The organism is Flavobacterium enshiense, assembly GCF_040750275.1.
GTDB lineage: Bacteria > Bacteroidota > Bacteroidia > Flavobacteriales > Flavobacteriaceae > Flavobacterium > Flavobacterium enshiense_B.
Genome location: NZ_JBDOCV010000004.1, coordinates 373,031 through 390,347, shown reverse-complemented (window position 1 = coordinate 390,347; position 17,317 = coordinate 373,031). Strand labels below are relative to the sequence as shown.

Here is a 17,317-nt window from a genome sequence, read left to right as displayed (position 1 = left end):
GGCTAATATTTAGCTCAAAAGTGTAATTATGAGTTCATTTTTAAGAGATTTAGTTCGAATTGGGTTTTCTAAAGTAAAGATTATTCTTTTTGGGTTTGGTATTTCAGTGCTTACGGCAAGGCTACTGTCTCCTGAAGAGAACGGGGTCATTACTACACTATTGAATTATCCTTCCTTGTTTTTGATTTTCGGGTCGTTAGGGATTCGACAGGCGGCAACTTACTTTGTCGGTAAAGAGATTTACAGTCTTGAAAAAGTAAAGGATGCTGTTTTTCAAGTATGGATTTTTACCTCAATAACCAGCATCATTGGGTGTTATTTTTTATTTTATTTTTTTTCCAAGAGTGTTGATGACCTGGCACTTATAATTATCACTTTGTGCTCTATTCCTTTTAGTTTGCACAATGTGTATTGTGCGGGTATTTTTTTGGGACAGGGTAAAATAAATGATTTCAACAAGGTAAATTGGATTCCTAATATGATAACCTTTTTTGCCATAGTGCTCTTGGTTGTCGCGTTCAAATTTCAAATGACAGGAGTGATTATCGCTTATCTTCTTGGACATATATCTGTTTTTATCGGTTTGTTTTTAAAAAAAGGCCATCTTACGTTAAGTACTTTTAAGGTAGAAACTAAAATCATTCGTGAGATGCTTTCTCTTGGTTTGGTTTATGCTTTAGCCTTATTGGTAATCAATTTAAATTATCGGGTAGATTTGTTTTTACTTGAAAACTTAAGTACATCCTATGAGTTGGGAATTTATTCGAAAGGAGCCACTGTCGTGCAGTACTTATGGCAGATACCGATGCTGTTGGGCGTGTTGGTGTACGGAAGAAGTGCCATTTCCAAAAACGGATTGGAGTTTTCAAAGAAAGTAACGCAGTTGATGCGATTGTCAATCCTGATTGTTGGTGGATTGGCGTTAGTACTGTTTGTGTTTTCGAAGTATTTTATCCTTTTGATGTTTGGGGAAAAGTTTTTAGATTCGGTAGCGGTCATGCAAATTCTCATGCCGGGTATCGTAATCTTAACCATATTTAAAGTTATGAATGTCGATTTGGATGGTAAAGGAAAGCCTTGGGTAGCCATTAAGGCGATGCTATTCCCTTTGATCCTAAATGTTGTATGCAATTTATATTTAATACCTTTATACGGTGCAGTAGGGGCGGCTATGGCCTCTCTGATAAGTTATACTGTCGGTTCTGTAATTTTTATATGGATGTACAGTAGGGAAATAGGAATTTCGGTAAGGGAAATACTCACTTACAGAATGTCTGATTTTGAGCCAGTGTTCGCCCTTTTAAAAAAAATAAAAAGGTAATTTTTATTACAGCAATATTTACTTAATAAGTTTTTTTTGATGAAATTAGAATTGTTACGACGAGACATAAAAAGATATGGTCAGGTAAATAAACTGATTAGCTTTTTAACGAATCCGATGTTTCGTTATACGGTTATCTTTCGTTTGAATCAAAGTGCTTCCAGATGGAATCCGCTGTTTGTGCCCTTGCGAATCTGGTATAAGAACCTTTCCGTAAAATACAGCATTCAGATTCCTGTTTATACCAAAATCGGAGGCGGTTTTCTTTTGGGACATTACGGCGGAATTCTGATAGGGCAACGTGTAATAATTGGCGAGAACTGTAATGTATATCAAGGCGTTTCGATAGGAAATACAAGCAGAGGCAAATCAAAAGGATTTCCAACAATTGGAGATCGGGTTTGGATAGGAGCCAACTCGGTTGTGGTGGGCAAAATCACCATCGGGAACGATGTGTTAATTGCTCCACTGAGTTTTGTTAGTTTTGATGTGCCGGATAACGCTGTGGTAGCTGGAAACCCAGCACAGATTGTTAGTTATAATTCGAGTGCCGGTTACATAAAAAACCCATCATAATATGAAAGTGTTACTCACAGGAGCCGCTGGGTTCATAGGGATGCATACCGCCATAAGAATGGCTCAAAGCGGTCATGAGGTTATCGGTATCGACAATATCAATTCCTATTATGAAACCAAACTTAAGTTTGACCGTTTAAAAGAGTTGGGTATCGACAAAGAAGAAATCCGCTACAACAAGAAAGTACAAGGGATTTCAAATTTTACCTTTGTCGAGTTGGACATTCAGGATGCCGGGAATTTAAGTGCGTTGTTTGCTTTTGAACAGGTCGATTGCATTATCCACTTGGCTGCTCAGGCAGGCGTTCGGTATTCGATAACCAATCCGCGGGATTATATTGACAATAACATTGTTGGCTTTTTCAATATTCTGGAAGTCTGCCGACAATTTTCCATAAAACATTTGGTATTTGCTTCAAGTTCTTCTGTTTACGGAAATTCTGATGAGGTTCCCTTTTCGGAAGACCAGAAAACAGATCATCCGGTAAGCTTTTATGCCGCTACCAAGAAGAGTAACGAAGTAATGGCCTACGCTTATTCGGATCTGTACAAAATACGAATGACCGGATTACGCTTTTTTACTGTTTACGGCCCATGGGGAAGACCTGATATGGCCCCCATGTTGTTTGCCAAAGCCGGAGTAGAGCAAAAACCTATAAAAATCTTCAATAACGGAAAACAAAGCCGTGACTTCACCTATATAGATGACATTGTAGAAGGGGTCAGAATCGTGGCGGAGAGTAAAGCTGAAACAGAAAATTTTAAAATTCTGAATATAGGGAAAGGAAATCCTGATGTACTTATGGATTTTATTTCGATTCTCGAAAAAGAGCTTCAACTTCAGTTTGTTTACGATTTTCAGCCCGCACAAAAAGGTGATGTGGTGACTACTTTTGCCAATACCGAAAAGCTTGAGAAATTAGGGTATAAGCCTAAAGTTTCCCTTGCGGACGGCATTCCAAAATTTGTGACCTGGTTTAAAGAATACTACAAAGTATAGTTAGCGGAGTCATGCAAAAAAAAATGAAAATAGTCTATTTGATAGACACTTTGGAAATAGGAGGCGCTGAGCGCAGTCTGGTGGATATTGCTACAAGAAGTTCACTTTTTGACGCTGTTTTCATCACACTGTATAAAGGTAATACTCTGGAAAGTGTTTTAAAAGGGAACAACATTAAGGTATATGCTCTCAATTTGCCGGGAAAATATGCTTTTGCCGAAGCTGTCAAGAAAATTATTCCCATACTTAAAGAAGTGCAGCCAGATCTGATTCATTCGACCTTGTTTAAGGCCGATATCGTTTCAAGAAGAATTAAAAAAAAGTACCCGGTTCCGCTTATCAACAGTTTTGTAAATAACTCGTATGTAAAAGATCGTTATGCAAAATTGAATGCTTTCAACAAACTTAAACTGTATCTGTTTCAGTGTTATGACAGCATAACCTCGGGTGCCGTAGATTTTTTTATATCGAATTCCGAAACCATAAAAATAAACAATGCAAAGGCGTTGCATGTTAATCCTGATAAAATCAAAGTAATTTACAGAGGGAGAAATATTGAAACTTTTGCATCAGTTCCTACTGAAAAAATAGACGAACTGGATCATTCGCTGGGGTTGAAAAACAAAATGGTCTTTCTTAATGTCAGCAGGCTTTTAGAAAGAAAAGGACAATTGGATCTGTTACTCGCTTTTGCAAAAATTAAGGCTCACAATTCTCAGGCGGTATTGTTAATTGCCGGGGAAGGAAATTACAAAAATGTGCTTGAAGCTAAAATACGGGAACTAAATCTGGAATCCAGCTGTATTTTATTGGGTAATAGAAACGACATCCCCGTTTTGTTGCAAAGAGCGGATTTTTTTGTTTTCCCATCCTATTATGAAGGTTTGCCCGGTGCACTTATTGAAGCCATGATGTCCAGAAAGAAGATAATATGTTCAGATATACCGGAAAATAAAGAATGTGTTAGTGAAAAATCGGCTCTTATTTTCAGAAAAGGCGATGTGAATCATTTAGCCGAAAAGATGCAATTTGCCCTTGAAAATAATGCATCCGTTTATTCCATGCCTGAAGCAGCATATCAGGAAGCACTTTTAAAATTTGACATTGAAAGCGTCATTCGTCAATACGCGTTAACGTATGAACATGTTGTCGCTAATTATAAAAAATGATAATTTTTCAACTTATACAAAAATCACAGTTAAGAGGCGCTGAAGTATTTGCAGCTCAGCTTTCTGCCCACCTCGAAAGAAAGGGGCATAAAGTTTATATGTTGCCGCTTTATCCGGGTGACAGTAAGCTTCCCTTCTCTGGAACGTATTGTTATCTGAACCGACCGGTGCAAAACCGATGGTTTGATTTTCAGGGTTGGAAAAGGCTGCATGAGTTAATTCAGGAGTATGAGCCGGATGTTATTCAGTGTAATGCTGGCGACACCTTAAAATTCACCGTGCTTTCAAAAATTCTTTTTGGATGGAAACAGCCAATTGTAGCACGAAATGCGAGTATGGTGAGTTTGTATCTAAAATCGCCATTTGTGAAATGGATTAATCATTTTCTTTATCGGAAGACTAACCATATCGTTTCGGTTTCTCATGCAACGCTCAAGGATCTGGTACGGCTTTTTCCTTTTGCCAAGAATAAAGCAAGTGTTATCCCGGTAGGCATTGAAGGCATAAACATAAATCCAGTCGAATGGAAAGGCGGGCATACCGCAAAGAAACATATTGTTCATGTAGGCGGATTCAGTTTTGAGAAAAACCATAAAGGGCTTTTGTCCATTTTTAAACAACTTACAGAAGAAACTCAGGAGAATGTTCATTTGCATTTGTTTGGGGAAGGTCCATTGCAGGCAGCTGTAAAAGAAGAAGCCGCTTCATTGGGTTTAGCAGAAAAAATAACTTTCTACGGTTGGGTGTCCAATCCTACGGATTATATAGCCAAAGCCGATGTCTTGGTGCTTCCCAGCATAATTGAAGGATTGCCGGGCGTACTGCTTGAGGCGATGTATTCCAAAATCCCCGTAATAGCGTACAATGTAGGAGGTATATCCGAAATTGTTAACGAACAAACTGGATATTTGGTTCCTAAAGGCGACGAAGCTATATTTGTAGAAGCACTAAAAACAGTTTTGGACGCTGTTGATACAGTTAAAGTACAAAAAGCATACGACTTGGTTTCCCAGCAGTATGTAAACGAAGCGTTAGCTTTGCAATTTGTGTCTGTGTACAAAACTATAGCCCTGTCAACTAACAAACAATAGCTTGGAAAAGATTAAAGTACTCCATATTATCAAATCCCTTGGTCGTGGGGGAGCCGAAATGTTGTTGCCCGAAACCCTGAAGGTTCACGATACTTCAAAATTTGAGTTTCATTATATTTATTTTCTGCCTTGGAAAAATCAGATGGTTGCTGCCATAGAGGAAACGGGTGGAAAAGTTGTGTGTTTGCCGGCCAAAAATAATTTTCAGCTTATTTTACAGTATCCGAAAATCATAAAATATTGCAGGGAGCATAAGATTCAGCTGATTCATGCTCATTTGCCATGGGCTGGTTTTGTGAGTCGTTTGGTGCACGGTATTGCTAAAATTCCGACGCTTTACACGGAACACAACATGCAGGAACGTTACCACTTTCTTACAAAAATTATTAATAAACTGTCCTTTAACAGTCAGACAATGGCTATTGGGGTTTCCGATGATGTTTCTGCTTCCATTACGAAAAATATTGCTCCTGAAATTCCTGTGAAAACCATTTTAAACGGGGTGAATACGGAAGTGTTTAGACGAGATGATGTTTCAATAACTACTACAGTTCGGAGTCAGTTTGGTATAGAAAGCGACGATTTTTTAGTTGGAACAGTTGCCGTTTTTCGTTTTCAGAAGCGGTTGGACAAATGGCTTGAAATTGTAGCACAGGCGAATACACAAAATCCTAAAATCAAAGGAATTATTGTGGGCGCCGGGCCATTGGAAAATGAAATCTATGCCAAACACAAAGCCTTAAATTTAGAAGGGAAAGTGTTTTTTGCCGGATTGCAAACCAATGTAAAGCCTTATTTTAAAGCCATGGATGTCTTTATGATGGCGTCTTCTTTCGAAGGATTGCCGATTGCACTGCTGGAGGCCATGAGTATGGGGTGCGCAGTAGTCAGTACCGAGGCCGGCGGTATCAAAGAAGTAATTCGAAATACAGTAGACGGAAAAACCGTTGCAGTCGACAACTGGCCCGATTTAGGAGAAACATTGATGGCCTTATCTCATTCACCGGACACTTTGGCGCAGTTGCAGAGACAAGCCCGAAAAAGAGTGGAGGAACATTTCAGTATTCAGGCGATGGTAAACGAATTGGAATCGTATTATTTAAAATTTGCCCTATGAATCTTAGAGCCTCACACGAAAATGATAAGCCTCAGATTATAAAGCTTTTAAAGGAAAGTCTGGGCGAAGGATTGCTGAAAAAATCGCAGCATATCTGGGATTTTAAACACGGAGCCAATCCGTTTGGAAAATCCTATATAATTCTGGCTGAAGAAAATAATAAGTTAACAGGTGTTAGGGCTTTTATGTCATGGAAATGGCAAATTGGTGAAACGCTCTGGCAATCGTATCGTGCTGTGGATACGGCTACTCATCCCGATTATCAGGGAAAAGGTATTTTTACCAAACTTACCCGAAAAGCCATGGATGCCGTTGGTGCTATAAGTCCTTGTTTTATTTTTAACACGCCCAACGAAAAAAGCCGGCCGGGTTATTTAAAAATGGGATGGAAAATTGTTGCTGCTTTACCGCTTTCGATAGTGCCGGTCCCGCTGTTTTGGTTTTCCTCGCTTTTCGGAAAAAAAGTAAAGAACACTGGTATAACAGAAGCCGAGCTGGCGCTGCTGTGTGAAAAGCATAATGCTGAATTGATCAAAACCAATCGTCTTTTTACACCTAAATCTCCGGAATACCTTTCCTGGCGCTATCGTCACAATCCCTTGCAGGAGTATATGGTTTTTTTTGATGCGGATTGGTATGTAGCGATGTATTGCAAAAAACACAGCTATTTTACGGAACTTCGCGTTGTGGAAGCCATTTACAAAGACCAAAAGGCACTAAAAACAGTCAAAAGCCTTATTATTCAAAAAGCAATTGCGAATAAATGCCTGATTATCACGTTGGCTGATAAAAAAATGTTTACTTTTCAGTTGTACGGGAAATTCGGCCCGAAACTTACTTTTAATTTGCTGGCCAACGATCCGGAATTTGAAAGTACTGCTTTGGATATCCGTAATTGGGAATACAGTTTGGGTGATTTGGAATTATTTTAAACGATGGATGTTTTAGTTTTATTCATTATTCTTTTGGTTGTAAATCAGGTGTTTTACAGCGTTTTGTCGAAAAAGTATTCCTTTTTTGATAAAAAACTTATGAATAAACTGTATTGGTATCACATGCTTTTTTTTGTGGTGTATTACACCTATGCGCTGTACAATCCGTCCGATTCCAAACATTATTACCTTCTAGCTTACGAAGCCGGTAGCCAATGGACGGAATTTTTCGAAACCGGTACCAAGTTCGTCAGTTTTCTGGCAGGACCTTTTGTGGAAATTGGATTTAGCTATACCTCTTTAATGCTTTTGTTTGCCTGGATGGGGTATGTCGGGTTTGTTTATGCCTATCTTTTATTTAAAGAAAATATTCCGATGCCGGTAAAGGTTTTCAATAAAATCGATTTTTTAACCCTGATTTTATTCTTGCCGAATATGCATTTCTGGACCGTTTCCTTAGGAAAAGGCGCTGTAATTTTTATGGGACTGATGGTATTTACCCATGCAGTACGATTTCCTCAGAAGCGAATTCTGGGATTATTGATAGGAGGATTTTTTATTTATATGATCCGTCCGCACGTTATGTTGTTTGTGTTAGTGGGCGTTATGGTTGGGTTGTTAACCGGAAGAGGGAAGTTGAGTACGCCCATGAAAATTTTAATTGTGATTGCTTCCGTAGGGTTTTTAGCTGCAGCCAGTCAGTCTATTTTGGGAGTGGCTAAACTGGAAGGATCCGAAAATGTAGTAGCCGATTTTGAGCAATTTGCCGAAAAACGTTCTACAGGACTTTCCCAGTCGGCCGGATCCGGGGTTGCCATGAGTAATTATCCTTTACCTATAAAATTCTTCACGTTCTGGTTTCGGCCTTTGTTTGTAGATTCACCGGGAGCTTTAGGTTTTTTCAGTTCTTTTGAAAATCTTATTTACCTGCTTCTGTTTGCCAAAATTCTGAATAAGCGATTTTTGGTTTTTATACGAAGAGCGCCTTATATGGTAAAAATGTCTGGAATTGTTTTTCTGTTATCCTCTTTTGCCTTAACTTTTGTAATGTCGAATTTAGGGATTATCATGCGACAGAAATCCATGGTGATGTACTTTGGTTTTTTTGTAATCGGGTATTTCTTAGCAGATGAAAAATGGCGAAAAATGCAGGCCCGAAAGCGATTAATTAAAAAAACGATTTAATTTTACGGAATGAGCACAAGAGGTACTTTAGTTATATCGCTGGATTTTGAATTGATCTGGGGGATTTTCGATCACGTTTCCCTCGACCAGAAGCAGCATTATTTTGACAATACCCTTGCTGTAATACCCGAAATTTTAGAACAGTTCTCTTTACGGAATGTTGCGGCTACCTGGGCAACGGTGGGCATGTTACTTAATGAAAACTGGGAGGAATGGGAGCATAACAAACCGGAAATCCTGCCAACTTATTCCAATACGAAGTTAAATCCTTATTTGTATGGCGAGACGCACCGAAAATCAGGTTTTGACCGTTTTTTTTTCGCACCACAATTGGTGAAATTAATCACACAGACTAAAGGTCAGGAGCTGGCAAGTCATACCTATTCCCATTATTATTGTTTAGAAAGCGGTCAGACCCTTCAACAATTTGAAGCCGATTGTAAAAAAGCGCAGGAAATGGGGCAAAAGTTCGATTGTAAACTTACCTCACTTGTTTTTCCTAGAAATCAATACAATACCGCCTATCTGGAAACCTGTAGCAACAATGGTATAACCACGGTACGTTCCAATCCGTCCAGTTGGTATTGGAATGTGGACGGAAAAGAAACCCTTCCGAAGAAAATTTTCAGGACACTGGATGCGTACCTCCCGCTTGGGGATAAGTCGTATGCAATACCTTCGGTTTCAGGACATGATGTTTTGGCGCAACCGGCGAGCCGATTTTTACGTCCTCAGGGCGGGAATGATTTTTTAAACAATCTTCGGTTAAAGCGGATTACCGACGAAATCATTGCTGCGGCGAAATCGTGCCAAGTATATCATTTGTGGTGGCATCCGCATAATTTTGGGAATGATCCGAAAGGCTCACTTCAGGCTTTAAAAACAATATTGGACACTTTTATACATTGCAAAGAAAGCTACGGTATGGAAAGCAAAACCATGCAGCAGCTTTCGCAAAAACAGTAGCGGATGATTGTCAGAACACTATATCAGCACATTTTGAAAGAAAAACTGCTTCTTGTATTGTTTTGGTATCACATACTATTTGTTTTTCTGGCGTATAAAATTCGGGTAGACAGAGGGATTTCCGATGCGCATTTCTATTGGGGTAAAACTTTTGATATTCATCAGTTCGTATGGTTTGATTTTTTATATTTCGGAACCGATTTTATACTGTTTCTGAATTATTTTTTTATAAAGCTCGAACTTCCTTTTATTTTTGGATTTCTGCTTTACGGTTGCGTTGGTTTTTTAGGAATACTGCAATTCCGGAAATTTCTTTATGTTGTTGTACCAACTCCTGTACTTCTAAAAAATATCGATTTACGACTGTTGTTGCTTTTTTTACCGAACCTCCACTTCTGGACAGCTGGTTTAGGGAAAGAAGCCCTTTGTTTTCTGAGTATCGCTGTCATCTTCTTAAAAATTGCCGAGCAGCAGTATACCAGTTGGAAACTATTTGTTGCCCTGTTTTTTTTAATTGTCATTCGGCCCCATATCGCCCTGATGCTTTTGTTTAGTGTTTATGTGGGTTTTCTCATATGGGGCAATTGGACTATGAAAAAAAAGCTGTTAAGCCTTCTTTTTGCGACGGCTATTTTCGTAGGACTTTTTAAAATGTTTTTGATTTTAGCGGAATTAGATACGTTCAGATGGGATAAACTCATGCTGTACAACAGTACTTCCTTATTGTCTTTTGATGATACCAATACGTATGTTCCGATTGTTGAGTATTCCTATCCTTACAAGGTTTTTACGTTTTATTTCAGGCCTTTGTTTTTTGAAATACCAACGTTTTTGGGTGCGGCAGTTGGACTGGAAAATGCACTTGTTTTAGTGTTTCATGCGTTTGCTTTTGCCTATGGATTGTATCGGTATAAAACACTGAAATTCAGTTTTATGTTTAAAGTCGTATTGCTTTATGCGTTTGTAGCCGGTATTTTGATCGTGCAGCGTTATTCCGGTCTGGGGATTTTTATACGCACAAAAGTTATGATTCAACCTTTTGTTTTGGTAGTTTTGTTGAGCCTCTTTTCACAAAATGGGGGTGCTTTGTTCAAAAAAGATACATGAAAAAACTTATACGGGTAACTACGATTCCGCTGTCTTTGGAAAAACTGCTTGAAAACCAACTTCGTTTTATGAACAGTCATTACGAAGTCATTGCGGTTTCTTCCGAAAAAGAACGGTTGCAACGATTTGGAGAAGATCAGCAGATTCGAACCTTTTCAATCGGCATGACTCGAAAAATAACCCCTTTTAAAGATTTACTGTCGCTGTGGGAAATGTATGTTTTTCTGAAGAAAGAGAAACCGTTTATCGTTCACACCCATACCCCAAAAGCTGGTATTGTAGGAATGCTTGCCGCCCGATTGGCCGGTGTTCCGAACCGATTGCACACAGTAGCCGGATTACCGCTTCTGGAAGCCCGTGGTCTGAAACGTTCGTTGCTTAACAGTATTGAGAAACTTACGTATGGCAGTGCTACAAAAGTGTATCCTAATTCATTGGGTTTAAGACAAATTATAGAAAGTCTGGACTTTTGTCAACCAGAAAAATTACACGTTATCGGAAACGGAAGTTCCAACGGAATTGATACCCGTTATTTTGATCCGGCTTTGTTTTCCGAAGAAGAAAAAAGCAAGACGAGAGCGGAATTGGGCATCTCCGAGAACAATTTTGTATACGTTTTTATCGGGAGATTAGTGACTGATAAAGGTATAAACGAATTAGTGGAAGCCTTTTTCCGGCTGCATAACAGTAACAGTAAATTACTGTTGGTAGGGCCTTTGGAAACCGATTTGGATCCTTTGCATGAAACTACTCTGGAAGAAATTGCCCGCAACCCGAATATAGTAACCACAGGTTATCAAACCGATGTAAGACGTTATCTTTCCGTATCCGACGTACTCGTTTTTCCAAGTTACCGCGAAGGTTTTCCTAATGTGGTGATGCAGGCGGGTGCAATGGGACTGCCCAGTATAGTTTCCAATATTAACGGCTGTAATGAAATTATTGTGCCGGGAGCAAACGGAATAATAATTCCTGTAAAAGACACTGAAGCCCTTTTTGAGGCCATGAAGCAGATTCAGGAAGATGATGCCCTGCGCAATACTGTGAAAACAAACGCCCGCATGATGATTAAAGAACGTTTTGAGCAACACGTGGTTTGGGAAGCCTTATTAACAGAATACAAACAATTGGAAAACAATGTATAAGCTTTTTTTAAAACGATTTTTCGATTTTAGCTTTTCATTTTTGGCTTTTGTTCTTTTAAGCCCGGTTTTTCTGTTGGTAACAATCGGACTTTTTGCCGTAAATCAAGGAAGGCCTTTTTTCTTTCAGTTGCGTCCCGGAAAGAATGAGAAAGTGTTTAAAATCATCAAGTTCAAAACGATGAACGATAAGAAGGATGTACACGGAAACCTATTGCCCGATTCGGAACGTCTTACTAAAATTGGTGCTTTTGTACGGAAATCTTCTTTAGATGAACTCCCGCAATTGTTAAATGTGATAAAAGGCGACATGAGTTTAATAGGACCGAGGCCCCTTTTAGTCCAGTATTTGCCTTTATACAATGCAACTCAGAGAAGAAGACACGAAGTACGTCCCGGAATAACCGGTTGGGCACAGGTAAATGGCCGAAACACCATCAGCTGGCAGCAGAAATTTGAGTACGATGTCTGGTATGTGAACAATTATAATTTGCTTTTAGATGTTAAAATCTTATTTTTAACCATCAGGAAAGTGTTTGTCCGTGAAGGTATTGCACAGGAGGGGCAGGCCACTATGGAAGTTTTTAAAGGAAATTAAATGTATTTATACGGAGCAAGCGGCCACGCAAAAGTGGTTTTGGATATTTTAAGCCGGTTAGGGAAAAGTGTTAGTTGTATTTTAGATGATGCACCTAAAGTTGCCTCTTTGAATGGCGTACCGGTAAAGAAAACGTCCGGAGCTGATTTTTCAGGAACCGAAGAGGTTATTATAACCATTGGGAATAACGGCATCCGCGAGAAAATCGCCAATCGGATACAAGCACGTTATTTTGTTGCGGTGCACCCGTCAGCTATTATATCGCCGTCGGCCACCGTTGGAGAAGGGAGTGTGGTTATGCCCAATGCCGTCATAAACGCCGATTCGTGCATCGGGAAACACTGCATTATTAATTCAGGAGCGATTGTGGAACACGATTGTGTTATTGCCGACTTCGTTCATGTATCACCCGGTGCGGCTTTGGCAGGAAATGTAACAGTAGGCAAAGGAACCCAAATAGGTATCGGATCCTGTGTTATTCAGGGTATTATAATAGGTGAAAATGTAATTGTAGGAGCCGGTACCGTTGTTGTTAAAGATATTCCTGATTTTTCAGTTGTAGTGGGCAATCCAGGAAAAATTATTAAGACAAACACGATGTGATGGTAAAACGATTGTTCGACATAGTTTTTTCGTTTACAGGTATTGTTCTGCTGTCCTGGCTGTTGTTGCTGTTTTGGGTTGTTGCAGCTGTGGATACCTGTTCCAACGGATTCTTTTTCCAGAAGAGGGTAGGGCAATACGGAAAACTGTTTACCATTTATAAGCTTCGAACGATGCGCAACGGTGAAATTTCTGTTGTTGGCGCTTTTTTGAGGAACATGAAAATTGATGAACTTCCGCAGTTGTTTAATGTTTTGAAAGGAGATATGAGTATAGTAGGGCCACGTCCTGATTTGGAAGGCTATTACGATGTGTTGCAGGGTGAAGAGCGAAAAGTGCTGGACCTCAGGCCGGGACTTACCAGCGAAGCTTCTATCAAATACTTTAATGAAGAAGCGCTTTTAAAGTTACAGCCGAACCCGTTACAGTACAATGATGAGGTTTTGTTTCCGGATAAAGTAAAAATGAACCTGGAATATTATTATAAAAAGAGTTTTTGGCTCGATCTGAAGATTATTTTTAGAACAATATTTAAAAATACTTAAAAAATGTAACATTGTTCTTGTAAAAGAATAGTTAAATTTGTCAGTCCAGATCTATTAGTAATGCAAAATAAAATATGGTTATCCTCCCCGCATATGGGCGGAAGGGAACAGAAATATATACAAGAAGCCTTCGATACGAATTGGGTTGCCCCATTAGGTCCGAATGTAGTCGGTTTTGAAGCGGATTTAGAATCGTATTTACAGCAGCAATCCCATGTGGCAGCTTTAAGTTCCGGCACAGCTGCTTTACATCTTTCTTTGATTCTTTTGGGGGTTAAAGCCGGAGATGAGGTGATTTGTCAATCCATGACTTTTTCGGCTTCTGCCAATCCAATCCTTTATCAAGGGGCTGTTCCGGTTTTTATCGATAGTGAAAAAGAAACCTGGAACATATGTCCGGTTGCTTTAGAGGATGCCATTCGGGACAGGGTTGCAAAAGGAAATAAACCCAAAGCGGTAATCGCGGTGCATTTGTACGGGATGCCTTTTAATGTAGAGGCGATTGTAGCCGTATGCGAAAAATATCAGATTCCGTTAATCGAGGATAGTGCAGAGGCATTGGGGAGTACATACAAAGGACAAAAATGCGGTACTTTTGGTGCTTTTGGTGTTTTGTCTTTCAATGGAAATAAAATCATAACGACTTCCGGTGGTGGTGCTTTGGTTTGCCATTCGAAGGAACAGAAAGAACGTACCGTTTTTTTTGCCACACAAGCCAGAGATCATGCGCCTCATTATCAGCACAGTGAAATTGGGTATAATTACCGAATGAGTAATATTTGTGCCGGAATTGGAAGAGGTCAGATGGAGGTTTTAGAGCAACATATCGGTTTAAGAAGAAGGATGCATGATTTTTATAACGATTTCTTTACGGATGTTGAAGGAGTAACCGTCTTGAATGAACCGAATCCGGATTATTTTTCCAATCATTGGTTAACAGCTCTTTTAATTGATCCTTCCAAGATCGGAAAAAACCGGGAAGATTTAAGACTGGCTTTAGAGCAGGAAAACATAGAAAGCCGTCCTTTGTGGAAGCCGATGCACTTACAGCCTGTTTTTGAGCGCTATCCGTATTACGGAACCAACGTTAGTGAGCAACTGTTTGAGAATGGCTTGTGTGTTCCTTCAGGGTCTAATTTATCGGAAGATGATAAAGGGCGAATCGAAAAAGCAATGATTAATTTCTTTAAAAAATAAAGTGAGTACACCTTCAAAACATAGTTTTTTAGAATCAATTCAGGATGCCGTTTCGGGGAGCAGTTTGAGTTTTCAGATAAAAAACCTGAGCTATCTGCCACGATGGATTATCGTAACCATTGATGTGGCTATGGTTATGTTATCGGGTCTTTTTGCTCATTTTTTATTAAAAGGGATAGGGCTTGATATTCTCCTGAATACCAATTTCTTCGGGCTGATTGTACTCTATTTGTCGGTCAGCATATTTTTCTTTTGGCTGTTTAGAACCTATTCCGGAATTATTCGCCATTCTACCTTTATTGATGCCGTGAAGCTTTTTATGGCGCAAACGTCAACCTTCTTTTTCATGCTGTTGCTGAATACTTTTTTTCAGGTATTTAAGGGGGAAAAACTGTTTTTGAACACGCGTCTTTTTATATCGGTCTTATTGTCGTTCTGTTTTTTACTGCTGTACAGAATTATTGTTAAACAGGTTTTTGAGAATTATCTCAGTCAGGCTTTGAGTGTTAAATTAACAGGCGTATTGATTTATGGAGCTGATGCCAATGCTATTTCGGTGGCCAATGCATTAAAGCTCGAATCACCACCGCGATTTAAGGTTTTGGGATTTATTGATAAGGAACAGAAAAACGCTTCCATGAGGATTTTGGATTTGCCTATTTTGAACCAGCACGAAAGAATTCCGGTATTGTTAAAATCCAACAAAGCCGACGGTCTGATAATTGCCGATAAAGGTTTGACCAAGGAAGAAAAATTAGTGATTATCGACGATTGTCTTGAGCAGGATTTCAAAGTCTTTTCCCTTCCTAAAATCACAGATTGGTCTGACAGTGAAGATATTACTAAAAATATTAAAAGTTTTCAGATATTAGATTTACTTGAAAGACAACCGATTGAGTTGGACGATAAAGCGATTGCTGATCAGATACGAGGAAAAACCATTTTAATCACCGGAGCGGCAGGTTCCATTGGCAGTGAAATTGTATGGCAAATTCATGCTTTTGAGCCTAGTAAGATCGTTTTAATTGATCAGGCCGAGACGCCATTGCATCATATTACCATTGAACTGGAAAAATTGCAGTCCAGAGTATCGATACGTTCCATAATTGCGGATATCAGGGATTTTTCGGTGATGGAATCTATTTTCAAAACCCACAAGCCGGATATTGTTTACCACGCGGCAGCCTATAAACATGTGCCTTTGATGGAGGTAAATCCGGCGCAGGCCATCTTTACGAATGTGATGGGAACTAAAAATTTAGCGGATTTAGCGGTGGCTTTCGGCGTACAGCGCTTTGTGATGGTTTCAACGGATAAAGCCGTAAATCCGAGTAATGTTATGGGGGCTAGCAAACGCATTGCTGAAAAATATGTCCAGTCGTTGTTTCTGTATCTGGATAAAACCGGTGTGGTCGCCACAAAATTCATTACGACACGTTTTGGGAATGTTCTGGGGTCTAACGGCTCGGTAGTTCCGTTGTTTACGGAGCAAATTGCCAAGGGAGGGCCGGTAACCATTACCCATCCGGAAATCATCCGGTATTTTATGACGATTCCAGAAGCTTGTCAGTTAGTACTGGAAGCCGGTGCAATGGGAAAAGGCGGTGAAATTTATATTTTTGATATGGGTAAACCCGTGAAAATTATCGATTTGGCTACCAAGATGATACGCTTGGCCGGTTTACGTCCTGAAAAAGATATTAAGATTCAGATTGTCGGGTTGCGTCCGGGTGAGAAGCTGTATGAAGAATTGCTTAATGACAGTGCCAAAACACTTCCTACGCACCATGATAAAATAATGGTAGCCGAAGATATTACCGATGATTATGAAAATATTCACCAGCAAGTCAATGAACTGATACACATTTCCAAGGGCTTTTTAGTGGAGGAAATTGTACTGAAGATGAAGAAAATTGTTCCGGAATTCCGAAGTATGAATTCAACTTTTGAAGTATTGGATAAAAATTAATTCAAGTATCTTTGTCTGATAAGATTTTACTAATGAAGAAAATAGTCTGTTTATTCCTTTTGATTTTTCTGGCCTCCTGTGCCTCAAGAAAAAACTTTGTGTATCTGAATGATGTAGTCGATAGCAAAGCCGTACAGGGAAGTGTCCAAGAGCCTAAAATTCAATCGGATGATTTGTTGTATATTACGGTATCGGCTGAAAATCCGGAAGTTGCAGCACCTTACAATTTGAAGGCTGTTGCAGTTAACGGCGTATCCGGATCTATAGAGTCTTCACAAAATGATTTGGAGTCTTATCTGGTCGACAAAAATGGGGAAATTGATTTTCCGCAGGTGGGAAAAATAAAAGTGGGAGGACTTAGTCGTTTGGAGGCTGTCGAAAAAATAAAACAAATTTTAGCCGATTATATCCAGCAGCCCGTGGTACATATACGAATCATCAATTTTAAGATTTCGGTTTTAGGTGAGGTTAATATGCCTGGAACTCATACAATCAGAGGTGAAAGAATCACTTTGTTGGAAGCGCTAAGTAAATCGGGTGATTTAACAATTTACGGGAAACGAAAAAATGTGACCATTATTCGGGAGATAGACGGCGTGAAAACCATAAGCAAGGTCGATTTAACCGATTCAAAATTTATCGAGTCCCCTTATTATTATTTGATGCAAAACGATGTGGTGTATGTAGAACCTAACAACACAAAGATTCATTCTTCTGCGGTGGGACCTAATTTAAGTTTGGGTATTGCGATATTGTCGGCTACTTTAACGGCCATACTGGTAATTACTAGAATATAAGA

The 17,317-nt window shown here is 39.3% G+C and carries 17 protein-coding genes; all 17 read left to right on the top strand.

Annotation, left to right across the window (positions count from 1 at the left end; all coding sequences use genetic code 11):
• Positions 1–28 precede the first annotated feature (28 nt).
• From ABGT15_RS08455 to ABGT15_RS08375, 17 genes are read left to right on the top strand one after another with little or no spacing between them, the layout of a single operon-like run.
• Positions 29–1,321 (top strand): flippase, encoded by a 1,293-nt coding sequence (locus ABGT15_RS08455; RefSeq protein WP_367230990.1) that lies wholly within the window; start codon positions 29–31, stop codon positions 1,319–1,321.
• A gap of 39 nt (positions 1,322–1,360) precedes the next feature.
• Complete coding sequence (locus tag ABGT15_RS08450) at positions 1,361–1,897, top strand: serine O-acetyltransferase (protein ID WP_367230989.1); 537 nt, start codon at positions 1,361–1,363, stop codon at positions 1,895–1,897.
• A 1-nt stretch (position 1,898) separates the two neighbouring features.
• Positions 1,899–2,897 (top strand): NAD-dependent epimerase/dehydratase family protein, encoded by a 999-nt coding sequence (locus ABGT15_RS08445; protein ID WP_367230988.1) that lies wholly within the window; start codon positions 1,899–1,901, stop codon positions 2,895–2,897.
• A 23-nt stretch (positions 2,898–2,920) separates the two neighbouring features.
• Positions 2,921–4,066, top strand: a complete 1,146-nt coding sequence (locus ABGT15_RS08440) for a glycosyltransferase (protein WP_367230987.1) — start codon at positions 2,921–2,923, stop codon at positions 4,064–4,066.
• Positions 4,063–5,157, top strand: a complete 1,095-nt coding sequence (locus ABGT15_RS08435; protein ID WP_367230986.1) for a glycosyltransferase — start codon at positions 4,063–4,065, stop codon at positions 5,155–5,157. The genes ABGT15_RS08440 and ABGT15_RS08435 overlap by 4 nt, the downstream gene beginning before the upstream one ends.
• Position 5,158: 1 nt before the next feature.
• Entirely contained in the window at positions 5,159–6,274 is a 1,116-nt protein-coding gene (locus ABGT15_RS08430) for a glycosyltransferase (protein WP_367230985.1), read from the top strand.
• Positions 6,271–7,206, top strand: coding sequence for a GNAT family N-acetyltransferase (locus ABGT15_RS08425; RefSeq protein ID WP_367230984.1), 936 nt, complete (start codon positions 6,271–6,273; stop codon positions 7,204–7,206). Before ABGT15_RS08430 ends, ABGT15_RS08425 begins: the two co-directional genes overlap by 4 nt.
• 3 nt (positions 7,207–7,209) lie before the next feature.
• On the top strand, positions 7,210–8,391 hold the full coding sequence (locus tag ABGT15_RS08420; protein WP_367230983.1) for a hypothetical protein: 1,182 nt from the start codon (positions 7,210–7,212) through the stop codon (positions 8,389–8,391).
• 9 nt (positions 8,392–8,400) lie between these two features.
• Positions 8,401–9,357 carry a polysaccharide deacetylase family protein gene (locus ABGT15_RS08415; protein ID WP_367230982.1) on the top strand — a complete coding sequence of 319 codons (957 nt, stop codon included), beginning with the start codon at positions 8,401–8,403 and terminating at the stop codon, positions 9,355–9,357.
• A gap of 3 nt (positions 9,358–9,360) precedes the next feature.
• Positions 9,361–10,464: a hypothetical protein gene (locus tag ABGT15_RS08410; RefSeq protein ID WP_367230981.1), complete on the top strand. Its 1,104-nt coding sequence runs from the start codon at positions 9,361–9,363 to the stop codon at positions 10,462–10,464.
• Positions 10,461–11,609, top strand: a complete 1,149-nt coding sequence (locus ABGT15_RS08405) for a glycosyltransferase family 4 protein (RefSeq protein WP_367230980.1) — start codon at positions 10,461–10,463, stop codon at positions 11,607–11,609. The genes ABGT15_RS08410 and ABGT15_RS08405 overlap by 4 nt, the downstream gene beginning before the upstream one ends.
• Complete coding sequence (locus ABGT15_RS08400) at positions 11,602–12,204, top strand: sugar transferase (protein ID WP_367230979.1); 603 nt, start codon at positions 11,602–11,604, stop codon at positions 12,202–12,204. Before ABGT15_RS08405 ends, ABGT15_RS08400 begins: the two co-directional genes overlap by 8 nt.
• Positions 12,205–12,807, top strand: a complete 603-nt coding sequence (locus tag ABGT15_RS08395; RefSeq protein ID WP_367230978.1) for an acetyltransferase — start codon at positions 12,205–12,207, stop codon at positions 12,805–12,807. It abuts the gene before it with no gap.
• Positions 12,807–13,352, top strand: a complete 546-nt coding sequence (locus tag ABGT15_RS08390; RefSeq protein ID WP_367230977.1) for a sugar transferase — start codon at positions 12,807–12,809, stop codon at positions 13,350–13,352. Before ABGT15_RS08395 ends, ABGT15_RS08390 begins: the two co-directional genes overlap by 1 nt.
• 60 nt (positions 13,353–13,412) lie before the next feature.
• The gene (locus tag ABGT15_RS08385; RefSeq protein WP_367230976.1) at positions 13,413–14,549 is read left to right on the top strand and encodes a DegT/DnrJ/EryC1/StrS family aminotransferase; all 1,137 of its coding nucleotides are present in this window, start codon (positions 13,413–13,415) and stop codon (positions 14,547–14,549) included.
• 1 nt (position 14,550) lies between these two features.
• Positions 14,551–16,518 (top strand): polysaccharide biosynthesis protein, encoded by a 1,968-nt coding sequence (locus ABGT15_RS08380; protein ID WP_367230975.1) that lies wholly within the window; start codon positions 14,551–14,553, stop codon positions 16,516–16,518.
• Between the two features lie 32 nt (positions 16,519–16,550).
• Positions 16,551–17,315 (top strand): polysaccharide biosynthesis/export family protein, encoded by a 765-nt coding sequence (locus tag ABGT15_RS08375; RefSeq protein WP_367230974.1) that lies wholly within the window; start codon positions 16,551–16,553, stop codon positions 17,313–17,315.
• Positions 17,316–17,317 lie beyond the last annotated feature (2 nt).

Excerpts from the sequence above, each read along its gene's own strand:
- ABGT15_RS08450 (WP_367230989.1), top strand. The coding sequence starts at position 1,361 with ATGAAATTAGAATTGTTACGACGAGACATAAAAAGATATGGTCAGGTA.
- ABGT15_RS08400 (WP_367230979.1), top strand. The coding sequence starts at position 11,602 with ATGTATAAGCTTTTTTTAAAACGATTTTTCGATTTTAGCTTTTCATTT.
- ABGT15_RS08415 (WP_367230982.1), top strand. The coding sequence starts at position 8,401 with ATGAGCACAAGAGGTACTTTAGTTATATCGCTGGATTTTGAATTGATC.
- ABGT15_RS08395 (WP_367230978.1), top strand. The coding sequence starts at position 12,205 with ATGTATTTATACGGAGCAAGCGGCCACGCAAAAGTGGTTTTGGATATT.
- ABGT15_RS08425 (WP_367230984.1), top strand. The coding sequence starts at position 6,271 with ATGAATCTTAGAGCCTCACACGAAAATGATAAGCCTCAGATTATAAAG.
- ABGT15_RS08390 (WP_367230977.1), top strand. The coding sequence starts at position 12,807 with ATGGTAAAACGATTGTTCGACATAGTTTTTTCGTTTACAGGTATTGTT.
- ABGT15_RS08375 (WP_367230974.1), top strand. The coding sequence starts at position 16,551 with ATGAAGAAAATAGTCTGTTTATTCCTTTTGATTTTTCTGGCCTCCTGT.
- ABGT15_RS08420 (WP_367230983.1), top strand. The coding sequence starts at position 7,210 with ATGGATGTTTTAGTTTTATTCATTATTCTTTTGGTTGTAAATCAGGTG.
- ABGT15_RS08445 (WP_367230988.1), top strand. The coding sequence starts at position 1,899 with ATGAAAGTGTTACTCACAGGAGCCGCTGGGTTCATAGGGATGCATACC.
- ABGT15_RS08455 (WP_367230990.1), top strand. The coding sequence starts at position 29 with ATGAGTTCATTTTTAAGAGATTTAGTTCGAATTGGGTTTTCTAAAGTA.
- ABGT15_RS08440 (WP_367230987.1), top strand. The coding sequence starts at position 2,921 with ATGAAAATAGTCTATTTGATAGACACTTTGGAAATAGGAGGCGCTGAG.
- ABGT15_RS08435 (WP_367230986.1), top strand. The coding sequence starts at position 4,063 with ATGATAATTTTTCAACTTATACAAAAATCACAGTTAAGAGGCGCTGAA.
- ABGT15_RS08385 (WP_367230976.1), top strand. The coding sequence starts at position 13,413 with ATGCAAAATAAAATATGGTTATCCTCCCCGCATATGGGCGGAAGGGAA.
- ABGT15_RS08405 (WP_367230980.1), top strand. The coding sequence starts at position 10,461 with ATGAAAAAACTTATACGGGTAACTACGATTCCGCTGTCTTTGGAAAAA.
- ABGT15_RS08410 (WP_367230981.1), top strand. The coding sequence starts at position 9,361 with ATGATTGTCAGAACACTATATCAGCACATTTTGAAAGAAAAACTGCTT.